This window comes from Leptospira brenneri, assembly GCF_002812125.1.
In the GTDB taxonomy this organism is placed as follows: domain Bacteria; phylum Spirochaetota; class Leptospiria; order Leptospirales; family Leptospiraceae; genus Leptospira_A; species Leptospira_A brenneri.
In genome coordinates, this window is sequence record NZ_NPDQ01000008.1 from 47560 (window position 1) to 62099 (window position 14540).

The window sequence follows — 14540 nt, forward strand, 5'->3', positions numbered from 1 at the left end:
TAGGTATATGTCACCGATTTCGATTCGCACAAAATTCCACTCAATCGAGGGAATCGAGTGGGGGAATCCACAAGGAACACCAATCCTTGCCTTCCATGGCTGGCTGGATAATGCGAATAGTTTTGCACCGCTTGCAAAGTATTTGTCCGATTATCGATTGATTTCTATCGATTTTCCTGGTCATGGGAAATCGAGTCATAAACCAGAAAATACTGTTTATTATTTTGCAGAATATGCTCTAGAAGTTGTTTCCATTGCCCAAGCTTTAGGTTTAGAAAATTTCATTTTGATGGCCCATTCCATGGGTGCCGCAGTATCAACATTAGTTGCCGGTACAGGATTGTTAAAAATTAAAAAACTTGTGCTCATTGAATCACTTGGTCCCCTCACTAATCTTTCCGAATCGGCACCTGAGATCCTTACAGAAGCAATCAAACAAATCCTTCATCCAAGAGGAAAAAAAGAAACATATTTTCCTAATATGGATTCAGCAGTAGCAGTTCGAATGCGAGCAGGTGACATGAAGGTGGAATCGGCAGAAATTTTGATGGAAAGGGGAATTGAGAAAACTCCCAAAGGTTTAAAACCAAGGCGAGATCTAAGACTTCATTATAATTCTTTTTTCCGATACACCGAAGAACAAATTGAATCCTTCTGTAACCATATCGAATGTCCGACCTTACTTATATTAGGTGATAAATCGGGGTTTCCCATAGCCGAAAAATATAAAAATAGAAAGGCTGCGGTAAAAAACCTAAAAGAAGTGATTTTACCTGGAGGCCATCACTTACATATGGATTCTCCCAAAGAAGTTTCTTCCGCTATTTTAGAATTTTTAGAAAATGACATTAAGGAGATTGAATGAATCAACCAATCGAGAATCCTTCCAAACATGGTTACGAAATCCACCACGATACTTGTTTTGGATGTGGGAAAGAAAATCCATTAGGACTAGTTGCGGATTTTACATTCCATGATGAAACCGGAGAAGTCAATTTTACATATAATTTTAAAAGAATGTATAATGGAGCACCTGGTTTTGTTCATGGTGGAATACTCTCCACCGTTTTGGATGAAGCTATGGGCGGATTATGTTTTCATCTAGGTTATATTGTCATGACAGATACAATGAGTTTTAAATTTCACAAAGCAACACCTGTCGAAAAAGATTTACTCGTTCGCGCCTGGCCAATTAAAAAAGCCAAACGTAAAGTTCTATTAGAATGTGAACTCACATCTCTGGATGGTGAAATTTTATATGTAAAAGGAGAGGGGGCCTTCCACATCCTTCCTCCACGTTTTTTCTCCGATAAATTAACGGGAGGAAAAATAGCGATTGCGAATGAATTGCTATCAGTAAATAAATTGAAACGCGCACATCTCTTCGATAGGATAGAAACATGAAACAAAAACTTCTCTACTTAATCTTAATCGCACTGACTTTTCATTGTTCCGGTGCTTCCGTAAAAGACGGGTCAGGTGACCAAGAATTCGAGTTAAAATTTTCTAAAGGGAAATGGATCCGCACAGAACGTTTCAAAAACTCTGGAGGAATCCGGGCAGTCGGAGAAGTAAAGGCAGAATGTGGTGGAGCAAAATGCACGGAAGATCAAGTTGCAAAATTTGCCGCACCTAAAATCAAATCGCTACCAAAACATGGGTCCTGGGAAGAATACATTCAGTTCGAACAACCAGGTTCCACTGCTGAAAATCCAAAATACAAATCTACTCTCGACCAAGTAGGGGACTACACCGACGGGAAAAAAATTGGGATTTGGAAAAAACCTGATCCCGAAAACACACAAAGGTTCCTCGCAGAAACTCCTTGGGTGGATGGAAAAAAAGAAGGGATCGCAAAAACTTTTGATAAACAAGGGGTCGTAACTTCTGAAACCACTTATGTCGATGATAAAAAAAATGGGCCTTACTATCGAAAGAATAACAAAGGTGAATGGGTAGAAAAAGGATCTTTTAAAGAAAACGAAGAAGATGGTGAATGGGCTTATTATTTCGTAGGTGCAGACGGAAACGGAATCAAAACAAAAGTTTCTTACATTAACGGATTAAAAAACGGTCAGGAAATTAATTATTACAAAGATGGAGTAGTAGAGTCTCAAGGTTCCTATTCTTCTGATATTCGCAATGGATTATGGAAGATGTTTGGATCCAAAGGAAATTTACTCGCAGAAGGGAACTATTCCAAAAAAGAAAATTCAGAAAATTTAGACATTAAGTATGAAAGAACAGGAATATGGAAAGAATACTATGCTGATGGAAAAGTATTCGGCACAGGTCCAAGAAAACATACAAGAACCGGTGAATGGAAATTCTATTATAAAAATGGGCAAGTCGGTTACCACGGAAACATGGCAAACGAAAGTATGTTAGAATCTGCTAAAGTATATGATAATACTGGCAAAATTCTCGGAGAAGGGAAACTATTCTTTTCACTTGTAAAAATTGATGAAGAAACACAAGATCTAAAATTAAACTATAAACCGAGTATTCCTTATACTTACTTTTATCCTTCCGGAAAAAAGAGAATCGTAATTCGCTCAACCGATGATGCTACCGAATATTCTGAAGATGGAAGAGAATTAGGGAAAGGGCCTGTAGAACCTCAAGGCAGAAAGATGGGATGTTGGACCATTGGAGGCAAAACAGAATACTATATGTTAGATAAACCAATGCCAAAAATGACTCCTTCGCAATGCAAATAGACAAAGAACAAATTACAGAAATCTCTGACCTAGTAAAATTACTTCGGTCAGAACTATCAGAATCCATTTCAGGGATGGATAATGTCATCCAATCCCTGTTTGTTGGCCTAGTTTCCAATGGGCATGTATTACTAGAAGGAATGCCTGGACTTGCAAAAACTCTTCTGGCAAAAAACTTAGCATCCATTATCGATGCTAAGTTTTCACGTGTCCAATTCACTCCCGATTTATTACCAGCAGACTTAACGGGCACAAATATTTTTAACCCCAAAAATTCATCCTTCGAAATTCGCAAAGGACCAATTTTCACAAATGTTTTGTTAGCTGACGAGATCAACAGAGCTCCAGCGAAGGTACAATCTGCATTACTTCAATGTATGGAAGAAAGACAGGTTTCAATTGCAGATGAAACTTTCGACTTAGAACCACCTTTCTTTGTGATCGCCACACAAAATCCAATTGACCAGGAAGGGACTTATCCTCTTCCGGAAGCTCAGTTAGACAGATTTTTGTTTAAGGTGGTTGTCACTTATCCTTCGTTTGACGATGAAGTAGCAATACTCAACCAACATGGCAATTTGGATTTTTCAAAGAAAAAACCAAAAAAAGTGATGAAACCCAAGGAAATTCAAAAGATTTCGGAGCTTTCGAACAAAGTGTTCGTCGACCCGAAATTACAAAACTACATTGTAAATCTCACAAGAAACACGAGACCACAAACCACAAACGATTCGGAATTAAAGAATTTCATTTTACATGGTGTGAGTCCGAGAGCAAGTCTTGCAATGCTCAAAGTAAGTAGGATCAATGCACTTTTAGAAGGTAGAGATTTCGTAATTCCGGAAGATATCCATCGTTTTTTCTCAGAAATTGTGAAACATAGAATTCACCTAACCATCGATGCAATTAGCGAGGATATCAGCTCGGATTCGATCATCAAACGAATCCTATCGGTAACGGAAGTTCCATAGATGTTAACTCCAGAACTAAAACGCCTTCTACAAGTTTTACAATGGGAAACAAAAAAAAAGTTTTATTCAACTAAACAAGGGGCACTGATCCGAGCAGAGCGGGGTAGGGGACTTGACTTCAAAGAAGTAAGGAACTATCATTATGGAGACGATACAAGATACATTGATTGGAATGTTACTTCTAGAACAGGAGAACTTTATACAAAAGAGTACCACGAAGAGAGAGACGCCTCAATTATCATCTTTTATGATACAAGTGCATCGCTTTCCGGCACTCAAAGGAATGCAGCATTTCAAATTGCACTGTTTCTTTCCCTATTCCATATCAAAATGGGGAATCGGATTCTACTCATTACATTCTCAGATGGCCATTCCTCTATAGGGAAATGGCTGAGAACAGAGGCCGATATTCTTTCTGCATTTGCAAATAGCACCAAACACAAATATGGTGACGGGACGGATTATTCTACTGCCTACCAATTTGCATTCCGGTTACACCCAAAATACGCAGTTTCTTATTGGATTTCCGATTTTAATCGTTTTTCAGAACACACGAACACAAATAAAGTCCCCAAAATCTGGGATTCCGTTGGAATTTGGATCCAGGACGAACTAGACACAATCGAATTTCCTTTTTGGTTTCGTTTCTTCCAAAAAATCTCCGAAGAAACGATTGGTTTCCGCAGTAGCCAAAATACATATACGAAAGATTTAAAGGCAGCAAAATCTTTTTTTGGTGTTCAATTTGTCCAAATCGATCCCTATAACAAACTTTCAAATCAAATTCTACCCCTATTCAAAATCAAAAGAAATGTTTAAGTATATCGCAATATTCTTATTTTTTCCTGTTTCCCTTTTCGCAGCTCCTAGGGAAACAGTTTTAGAAAACGATATATATGTTGGTGATACAATCCACTATCAAATAGAATTCTATGGTAATGAAAACGATATTAATACCATAGAGGGGGAAATTTACGAAGACGACACAATGCCTTCCTATAAAATTTTCAACGTAATCAAAAAAGAATCAAAGTTAGAATTATCAATCATATTCTTTAAACCTGGTGAATTTGTTTTGCCAGTGACTTGGACAGAAAATGGTATCGAAACAAAATCCTCGTTCCCCATAAAAGTGAAATCGCAGCTCCTAGGAAACGAAACTGATATCGAAGATATAGAACCTCCTATTATCTTCTCTGGCCCTTATTTTTTTCGTCTATTTCTTGTCATTATCGTCACTGCAATCAACTTGTATCTTCTGTATGCGTTATATTTATATTGGCGGTCTAAACCAAAGGTGATGGATGCTTTTTGGGAAAAACAACCAACGCTAGAGGAAACAACAAAAAGATTACGCCATATTGAAACTTATTTAACCGCTGATCCCATATTCGAAAAAGAATTGGCATTTAGAATTAGTGATTATCTGAAAGAAGTTTATTCTAAAAAATTAGACCTAAATTTACTTGGAAAAACAGATTCCGAATTCATTGCTGAACTCTTTGATCGAACCCACATCAACGATTCCGTTTTAAGAGACTTAAGAATTTATTTTAGAAATACCAAATATGATGATAACAAAACAGAACTGGACCAAGGTTCTGCTATTTCTATTTGGGAAAAAATCAAAAAGGATTTAGAGTTATAACTATGGACCAATTCCAAAGGCCATATCTTTTATTCTTAATCATCCCGCTTTTACTTCTTGGAATCTACCAATGGAGAAAGAAACCACTTGGTTCTCTTTTACTGATCCAATCCGATAGATTTCAAAATAGCAAAAACAAAATCTTATTCAAAGTTAAACTAACTATTTCAAAACTCTCTGAAATTTTATTATATATTGCTGGAATCTTTTTGGTCATAGCAGCAGCAGGTCCTGGAGAAAAATTCAAACTAACACCAGACATCACAAATGGAATCGATATCATGATTGCATTGGATATTTCTGGCTCTATGGTTAATTCATATGATTTTTTACCAAAAAATCGATTAACTGTTTCAAAAGAATTATTAAGAGAATTCATTCAAAAACGTTTGTATGATCGGATTGGAATTGTTTTATTTGCAGGAGCCGCTTACTTGCAATCACCATTGTCTAATGACAGATACGCTTTAGATGAACTCATCTCAGAAACATCTGATGAAGATATCAGCGAACAAGGGACAGCTGTTGGTGATGCACTTGTACTTTCTACATACCGATTGAAAGACTCTACAGCAAAATCCCGGATCATCATTTTACTTACGGATGGGGTCTCCAATACAGGAAAATTAGATCCAGAAACAGCCTCATACGCAGCTAAAGCCTTTGGAATCAAGGTCTATTGTATAGGGATTGGAAAAGAACAAGGTCAATACGAGGTTAATTATGAATCTCTTGAAAAAATTTCAGAAAGTACTAACGGAAAATTTTTTCGCGCAGAATCTCCCGAGATTTTACAAGAGGTACTGAACGAAATCAATGGTTTAGAAACTGTTGAATTACCTTCGAAACCGATGGAGATCCATGAAACACATTTCACAAAGGCATTGTTTGTTTTCTTTATCATAATTGGAATTGTGGGCCTCATTTATATTTTCCCGCTGACAGAGAAATTATGACAGATCTAAACTCAGTCGCAATCATCGCCATTGTTACAATGATCCTATGGATTCTTGTATTTTCTTTCAAATTATACATAAACACAAAAGCAAATCTCTTTCGAAATCAACACGAAGGATTAAAGGCTAGAATCTACACTGCCAATACCAAACTCTACTTAATAAAAATTCTTTGTTTTTTAATTTCTTTAACTTTAGCATTCTACTCCCTCTTTAGAATAAAATCTACTGAAGTTGAATCCATTAAAGAATTTGAATCTGCGGATATCCTTTTTGTAGTCGATGTTAGTTTATCAATGAATGCTATTGACGTAAACCCAAGCCGACTAAAACGTTTCAAAGATTTAGCCCTTCGAATCCTACCGAGCCTCAAGGGAAATCGAATAGGAATTGTTGTTTTTGCTGGCCAATCATTTTCCTTTTGCCCATTGACAACGGATATCTCGGCAGTTTCTGATTACATACAGGCACTTGGGGTGGAAATGGTCGGTTCCAAAGGAACTGATCTGAAATTAGCACTCGAGAGAGTGAATAAAATCAGAAAGAAAAACAATCCCATTTCCTCCCAAATTACCATTGTTGTTTCCGATGGGGAAGATCACGAAAATCAATCCCTACCACCAATCGACGGTGAGGTGATTGTCTGGGGGATCGGTACAGAAGAAGGTGGATTTATCGAATACCGTGATCCCGGCACTGGCAGAGGAGGATTTGTCACTATGGATGCAGGAATCTCAAACTCTCCCACATCCCCAAACCTAGTAGTTTCTAAAATGAACCCAGAAAGACTGAGATCCATCGCAACCCAAAATGGCGGAAACTTCTACAATGTATCTTTCACTGCTGATGGAGTTTATGCATTCTTAGATATAGTGGAAACCGTCAAAAAAAAGAAAATTCAAACCATTGAACGATTCAAAAAAGAAGATGGTGCCCATCCATTCATTATATTAGCTTTTGTTTTTCTATTTTTGGAACGAACAATTGGTTTATTCTTACAAAAAATTCCGAAAGAAATATATAAAATAACTCTTCTTTTATTCATACTAAGCGTTAGTAACTTAGAAGCTTGGGAACTTGATCCCGGCGGAAACTCAATTGAACGCGGCGCAAAATCTTATCAGCAGAAGAATTACACAAATAGCAAAAAAGAATTCGAAAAAGCAAAAGAATACATTCAAGATGACCCAAGAGTTCTTTACAATGAATCAGCAGCTGCTTACCAATCAGGAGAATACAAGGAAGCGATAGGGATTTCTGAAAAAATTCTTACTCACCCCAAAACAAACGATGAATTGAAGGCAAAAACAAACTTTAACCTCGGGAACATTTACTCAAGATTAGGTGACAAAAAAAATGCTTTAAAAGCTTATTCAAAAACCCTGGAGATTGACCCAGACCATCTCTCTGCAAAAAAAAACATTGAACACCTAACAAAGAAGAAAGGCTCAGATCAAAACCAAAAACCAAGGAGTGATGGGTCCAACCAAAACCATCCACAAACCGAAAAAAATCAAAATAAAAAAGACGAAAAATCGGATGCAGAAAGAATTCTGGATCCATTCTCTCAGGATTCCATTTTAAAAAACAAAAAAGGAGGTTTTTCCGATAATGAAAAATTTTGGTAGAAACATATTCTTTTTTTTTATCATTTCTTTTTATCTACCGAGTGCCGTTTTCTCTGCAGATGTTGACTTTCAATTATACCCAACTGAATTTTCATTAGGAGAAAATGCAAAACTAGAAATCAAGGCGCATGGCGATAAACCATTCCGTACATTACAAACCAATTTTAAAAAAAACGGAGTCCGTGTTCGATTTTCCGGAAGTGGAACAGAGACTCAAATCATCAATTTCAAAGTTTCCAAAGCACAAATCCTAAATTTTTACGTTGATACGGAATCAGAAGGGACATTCCATCTTCCTGAAATTTCCGTTGAATATGACAACAAAGTTTATACCGCTCCTCCCATTCAGTTTAAAGTTAGTAAAAAAAGTAGACATTCTCAAAATCAATTCTTCAACCCGTTCACAATTGAAAACTTTGACTCCGGCTCCGAAGAATCTCCAGAGGTAGTTTTTCATACTAATAAATCCGTGTTCTACAAAGGGGAACCCATCGTCGGTTATTTTGTACTTTATTATAGCCAATACCGACAACCTTTCTTAGAGAGAGACCCCAACCAATCCATATCTTTTCCCTATTTTTTATCTGAAACTTTACGGCAAGTATCCGTACAAATTGAACCTGAAGTTCAAAGAAAAAGTGAACTTAAAAAAACTTTAGTTTACGACAAAGAGATTTATGGCCTAACACCCATCAAGTCAGGTAGATTTCAGATCGGGAAAACAAAATTTATCTCAGGCGATAGTTTACAATTCAATTCCCTACAAGAAACTGTAGCCACAACACCGGCAACAGTAACCGTCCTTGATCTACCTACGAACAAACCAAAGGCGTTTACGGGAGCGATTGGAAATTTTAAACTAAGTCTTACAAATTTCCCAAAAGAAATTCACCAAGGGGAAACAGTCTATTTTGAAATCATCATCGAAGGGGACGGAGGGTATGAAGGAATTAGCCCTCTACCGCCATCATCGAAAATCAAACTCATTTCGCAAAATAGAAATAAAACATTCCGTAAGTTAGATTCTGGTGAATATGGTTTTTATTCGGTAGTTAGGTTTCAATATGGGTATCAAGTATCCTCATTAGACAATATCCAACTAGAACCGTATACATTCAGTTTCTTTTCCCTAAAAGAAAACCAATACAAAACAATTTCGGTTTCATTCCCCGAAGTCCTAGTTTCCGAAAAAGAACGTCGAAACGAAAAATTAACTCAACCGAACCAGGGTTCACCAGTCCTTCCGTCTTTTTTTGTTTTAGTTTTTCTTGCTATTTTTGGGATTCTGTCCTATGTAGGACTCATAAGGTATCAGTTTCATAAACAGCTTCAGGAATTTACGGAACTGGTCCAAAGCTTTGGAAAAAAAAGAAATTCGTTCCTCGCTGACTATCTGGAGAGATTAGGAATTCCAAAAGATGATACCGAATTTCTCGTAAATCTTACCGAAGAGCGGGACCACGAAACCTTGAAACATAAGTTTCAAAGTTTAAACCGAAAAGAAAAGTCTAAACTCATTAAATTAACAAAACAATTAAAACAAAAGGATTAACATATGTCAGTTGAAGAATCAGGAAAAATCAGTGTCGAAACAGAGAATATCTTTCCCATCATTAAAAAATGGCTCTATTCCGAAAAAGATATATTCCTAAGAGAGTTGGTATCCAATGCCAGCGATGCCATCACCAAATTAAAAAAAATCTCATTATCGGAAGAATTTGAAGGTGGTAACGAATATAGAATCGATTTAAACTTCGATGTGGATGCCAGAATTTTAAGTATCGAAGACAATGGGGTTGGAATGACCACTGATGAGGTGAAAAGATATATCAATCAAATTGCATTTTCAGGCGCCACTGATTTTGCAAAACAATACCAAAACGCAGAAAACAAAGCTGAAATTATAGGTCATTTTGGATTAGGATTTTACTCCTCATTTATGGTTTCTAAAAAAGTAACAATTGAAACCAAGTCTTATAAAAAAGGCGAAACAGCTGTTTTATGGTCAAGCGAATCTGGAACAGATTTTACGATTTCGCCAATAGAAAAAGAAACTAGAGGTACAAAAATATCTCTTCACTTGGATGGCGAATCTGGTGAATATCTAGACAAGTGGAAACTAAAAGAGTTAATCAAAAAATATTGTGATTTTCTGCCTGTTGGCATTTATGTACAAACAGAAAAAGCGAACAGAGAAAAACCTTTATGGTCAGAAGAACCTTCTAAAATCAAAGAAGAAGAGTATAAAGATTTCTATTCCTATCTTTTCCCATTTTCAGGTGAATCACTTTTTCACATTCATCTAAACGTAGATTATCCATTCCGTTTGCAAGGAATTTTGTATTTCCCAAAACTCACTCACGAACTCGAAGCCTCAAAAAATGGGATCAAACTATTTTGTAATCATGTTTTTGTGAGTGATAACGCAAGCGAACTCATTCCACAATTCTTAACGATCCTAAAAGGTACCATAGACATCCCGGATCTTCCCCTCAACGTTTCGAGATCTTATCTTCAAAATGACCCGCTAGTAAAAAAGATTTCAAACCATATCATCAAAAAAGTTGCGGATCGCCTCATTGATGATTTTAAAAAGAATAGGGCCAAATACGAAGAAAATTGGAACGATATATCCTTATTCGTAAAGTATGGTGTGCTCACTGATGAAAAATTCTATGATGCAATGAAAGACCACCTGATCTTTAAAAATTCCGAAGGAGGTTATTCAACCACTTCCGAGTATTGGGAAAAAAATAAGGAAAAAAATCAAAACAAAATCTTTTACGCAAACGAAACTGAGATGGGTTCGGTTTATATGGAACTTCTCAAATCACAAGGCCTGGAAGCAATTCTTGTTGATTCCAAAATTGATTCTCACCTCATCCAACATCTAGAAATGAGAAATCCTGATTGGAAATTTCAAAGAGTGGATTCAGAAATTGCCGATCAAGTTCTTGATAAAGAAGCTAAGGATAACTTGGTTAACGAGGAGAACCAAACAGAATCAGACAGAATCCAAAAGCTATTTCAGGTCTCATTGCCAACCGAAGGAGTAGAGGTGAAGGTCGAAGCCTTAAAATCTTTAGAAGTTCCGGGAGTGATCCTTCTACCTGAATTTATGAGAAGAATGTCCGAGATGAACTCAATGTTAAATCGCGAAGACACAAAAAACATTTTAAAGTCACACACTCTTATGGTAAATTCCAAGTCACCTTTGGTTAAATCCGCCTTACAAGCGTTTGAAGGAGTTAACCCAGAAAAAGGGAAAAAATTAGCAAGGGTAATTTATGATCTTTCTTTACTCTCGGCCAAAGTGATGGACGAAAAAGAAGTGTCGGAGTATACCAAAAGAATAACAGAATTTCTCCAAGAGATTTTTTCTCCTTAGAGGTAAAACCATCTAGAAAGATTTGGCAACGATCCCTATTTCTGGGATTGTTGCTCTGTGATCCAGATTTGTATAACAAGTCGACTGAGTTCCTTACCAGTTGTAGTCGCCTATAAAAAAGGTTATTTTGAAGAGTTCGGAGTAAAAGTCACCCTTCACGTTAACACCCACCATAAAGCAATTATGTCATTACTAGACGCCGGTCGAGTAGAGGCAGGGGAAGTCCCCACAATAGCTTACCTGCAAGATAGCTTCTTAAAAAAATCAAAATTAAAACGAATTTATAAAGGGATTTATCTTTATCACTCACCTCTTTCTTTTTATTCGAGATTCCAATTCAAACCAGAGGATCTCACAAGGAACAAAGCTTACATCTTACCTGTCCCTCACCAATATTCTGTAGAAAGACTATTTGCCGAAAAATTCCTCGAAGAATATGCTCCCAAAAATCCTGTTAAGGTTCGTTATACCGATACCCCGGGATTTTTAGAGGAAAAAGAATTTTTAAAACCGTCTTGTTTGGGATTAGTCTCTGATCCGTTTTCAAGCCCTTTTCTTCGTAACTTCCAAGACTTTGCAGGTACACTCGAACTACCAATTTTAGAAGCTAAGTCTTTTTATCCTTCCACCTTACTTGCGTTTAGTGGTGATGCAATCCTAAAAACAGGAAGAGAAGTTTCAGCTGTTCTTTTGGCCGTAAAAAAGGCTATCGACTTTTTACAAAATACAAACCAAAATACCGGTAACCTTTGGGAAGACTTACAACTCTCACATTTTTATCCTCATCTAAGAGTAGGGGAGACAAAAAACCTTTTAAACGCACATCCACTCATCCAAAAGGGAGTATTTTCTTACAGTGGAGATGCCACCACACTTTTCCCTCTTTTAAAAGACGTATACTTTCGACTGATCAGACGAGTGATGCAACCAGAAGCAGTCAAATCCGCACTTGATTTTGAGGAAATACTGTCAGCCCTGGCGCCTAAAAAAGTATTCGATGTGCGAAAACTAAACAGCTTCCAAGAACCTGCCGAATCAAAACTCCACGCGCCATCACAAATCAACTACAGAAAACTTAATGCAGTAAGGCACCTAATCGTCGATGTCAATTCTGTGGTTTTGGATATCCTTCAAGGAAATTATAACTCTCGCCTAAACTCAGACGAGACCCTACAGTTAGACAACCGGGTCAAAGTTCTCGTCAACTCAATGTTAGATTCTTTTAATGCAAAACTAGAATTACAAAGAGAAGAGATCACTGAATTAGAAAACTTAATTTCAATTTTAGAAATCAAATTAGATAGATCCGCAGTCGATCTACAATATTCAGAAGAAAAATATAGGTATTTATTCGAATTTTCTCGAGAAGCAATCGCTCTCGTTGATGCAGACACAGGAAGTATTCTCGAGGCAAACAATCAATTTCGATCTTTAACCGGGTACACGCGCGGAGATATCACTAAAATGAACATTGAAGATATCATTTTAGGCAACCAAGTATCAAACCAACTCCGATTCGGATCCGATTTATCCTCAGACACCATGTTATCCCTTCCCGATTCCGAAATTCTTTTGAAAGATGGAAGTAAATTAGAAGTGGATATCAGTTTTACATCCATTTTACTTTCACCCAAAAAAAGATACCAAGTTCAATTCCGTCCTAACTCAGAAAAGAAGGAACAAGAACGTTTACAACATGAGTTTATCTCAAACGTAAGTCATGAACTCAGAAGCCCAATGACAAATATTCGGGGTTACTTAGAATTTTTTAAATCAGATACCTCTTTGCCCTTCAACACAGAACATAAAAATATGTTAGAAGTCATTGATAAAAACGCAAAAAGACTGAGTTTCTTAATCGAGAACTTATTAAAACTAACAACTTCTAGAGAAAAAGACAAAGAGGCAGAGGTGATTGAAATTTTTGATCCAGTTCCTGTCATTGAAGATGTCATTCACATGAATTCACATCTAGCAAAAGGAAAACCGATCGAATGGAACTTAGCACTCAAAAAAGGTTTTTTCTTACGTGGAATCAAATTTGAATTCTCGCAGATCATCACAAATCTTTATGTAAACGCCCTCAAATATACTGCCAAAGGAAAAATCGGGATCTCTATCCGCGAAACTAATGGCAAAATCGAAATCACTGTTGAAGACACAGGTCTTGGGATCGACCCAAATTACAAAAACCAAATTTTCGATCGATTCTTCCGAATCCCTTCCTCTGATAATAAAAAAATTGGTGGTACGGGACTTGGGTTATCAATTGTTAAGTCTTTAGTGGACAAAATGTCCGGCGAGATCTTCGTAGAAAGTAAAATGGGATTGGGGAGTAAATTCACCATTTACTTTCCAAAAGTGAATATTAACGTTTAGAAGTTTTTTTCTTTTTTGGGATCTGTTTTTTCTTAGGAACCGCTTTTGGTTTAGTTTTGGAAGCCAAACTATTTGGTTTTAATAAATTTAGGCTAGGTATATTTTTCTCCTCTAACGGCATTTTAGATAACAGAAGGGATAATTCCAACATCTCACGAGTTCCGAGTAGACGCATCATTTCTAGCGCTTGGTTCATCCCAAGTTTTCGAAAAATAGATAGTGCACCTGTCACACCAAAAAATTTAATGAGAACCGGCAACTCTTCCAATCCACGTTGTTTGATCCATTTTTTGCAATCCGCGACAGAAAGTTCACTGACAAGTTGGATCACAGATCCAACATTCATTTCCCCTACCAACCAAAGAAAATCTTTCATCGGAATTTCTTTGAGAAGCGCAATCGATTTCTCGATTCCCAAAGTTTTCAGAATCTCTACACTCGTTTCTTTTCCTAAAGTTTTTGCCAAAAGGCCCACATCGTGAGGAGGGATGCTCCGAGACACAAGAGCAAGATCAGTCATTGGAAGAGAATGGATAAAATAAACTAGATCATCGTCCTCGTTTTCTTTAATCATCTCCACAAGGATCTTCTCAGGAATTTGTTTTACGAGTTCTACAACCGTATCTTCACTTAATTTATGTGTGAGAACAATGAGCCTTTCTTTTGGAACTTTTCCCGTCAGAGAAAGTAACTTTTCATACCCAAGGTTTTTTAAAATCTGGAAGGATTTTTTGGGGCCAAGTTTTTCTAAATACTGATAAACACTTTGGATTGTAACGAGAACTTCTTTCATTTGCCCCAACTTTGGATACAAACTGTCAGAATCTTCGTAAAATTCCAGAGAAATTCC

Annotated in this window: 12 protein-coding genes; 11 read left to right on the forward strand and 1 reads right to left on the reverse strand. The window is 36.8% G+C overall.

Translation table 11 applies throughout. The annotated features are described in order from the left end of the window. Nucleotides 1–7: 7 nt before the first annotated feature. The 11 genes from CH361_RS16195 to CH361_RS16245 are packed head-to-tail and all read left to right on the forward strand — an operon-like array spanning nucleotide 8 to nucleotide 13690. On the forward strand, nucleotides 8–865 hold the full coding sequence (locus tag CH361_RS16195; RefSeq protein ID WP_100791864.1) for an alpha/beta fold hydrolase: 858 nt from the start codon (nucleotides 8–10) through the stop codon (nucleotides 863–865). Beyond that, a complete protein-coding gene (locus CH361_RS16200) occupies nucleotides 862–1404 on the forward strand; it encodes a PaaI family thioesterase (protein ID WP_100791865.1) in 543 nt (180 codons plus the stop codon). The genes CH361_RS16195 and CH361_RS16200 overlap by 4 nt, the downstream gene beginning before the upstream one ends. After that, nucleotides 1401–2720: an LIC20035 family adhesin gene (locus tag CH361_RS16205; RefSeq protein WP_100791866.1), complete on the forward strand. Its 1320-nt coding sequence runs from the start codon at nucleotides 1401–1403 to the stop codon at nucleotides 2718–2720. The genes CH361_RS16200 and CH361_RS16205 overlap by 4 nt, the downstream gene beginning before the upstream one ends. Further along, entirely contained in the window at nucleotides 2711–3691 is a 981-nt protein-coding gene (locus CH361_RS16210) for an AAA family ATPase (RefSeq protein ID WP_100791867.1), read from the forward strand. Before CH361_RS16205 ends, CH361_RS16210 begins: the two co-directional genes overlap by 10 nt. After that, nucleotides 3692–4510, forward strand: a complete 819-nt coding sequence (locus CH361_RS16215; RefSeq protein WP_100791868.1) for a DUF58 domain-containing protein — start codon at nucleotides 3692–3694, stop codon at nucleotides 4508–4510. Then, a complete protein-coding gene (locus CH361_RS16220) occupies nucleotides 4503–5339 on the forward strand; it encodes an LB_053 family protein (protein ID WP_100791869.1) in 837 nt (278 codons plus the stop codon). The genes CH361_RS16215 and CH361_RS16220 overlap by 8 nt, the downstream gene beginning before the upstream one ends. 2 nt (nucleotides 5340–5341) lie before the next feature. Continuing rightward, on the forward strand, nucleotides 5342–6295 hold the full coding sequence (gene batA / locus CH361_RS16225; protein WP_100791870.1) for a VWA domain-containing protein BatA: 954 nt from the start codon (nucleotides 5342–5344) through the stop codon (nucleotides 6293–6295). Next, complete coding sequence (gene batB / locus CH361_RS16230) at nucleotides 6292–7923, forward strand: VWA domain-containing protein BatB (RefSeq protein ID WP_100791871.1); 1632 nt, start codon at nucleotides 6292–6294, stop codon at nucleotides 7921–7923. The genes batA and batB overlap by 4 nt, the downstream gene beginning before the upstream one ends. Beyond that, nucleotides 7907–9475 carry a BatD family protein gene (locus CH361_RS16235; RefSeq protein WP_100791872.1) on the forward strand — a complete coding sequence of 523 codons (1569 nt, stop codon included), beginning with the start codon at nucleotides 7907–7909 and terminating at the stop codon, nucleotides 9473–9475. The genes batB and CH361_RS16235 overlap by 17 nt, the downstream gene beginning before the upstream one ends. A gap of 3 nt (nucleotides 9476–9478) precedes the next feature. Further along, on the forward strand, nucleotides 9479–11311 hold the full coding sequence (gene htpG, locus CH361_RS16240) for a molecular chaperone HtpG (protein ID WP_100791873.1): 1833 nt from the start codon (nucleotides 9479–9481) through the stop codon (nucleotides 11309–11311). A gap of 57 nt (nucleotides 11312–11368) precedes the next feature. Further along, entirely contained in the window at nucleotides 11369–13690 is a 2322-nt protein-coding gene (locus CH361_RS16245) for a sensor histidine kinase (protein ID WP_100791874.1), read from the forward strand. Here CH361_RS16245 and CH361_RS16250 read toward each other — a convergent pair. Beyond that, entirely contained in the window at nucleotides 13680–14483 is an 804-nt protein-coding gene (locus tag CH361_RS16250) for a magnesium transporter (RefSeq protein ID WP_244279929.1), read from the reverse strand. The genes CH361_RS16245 and CH361_RS16250 overlap by 11 nt on opposite strands. Nucleotides 14484–14540 lie beyond the last annotated feature (57 nt).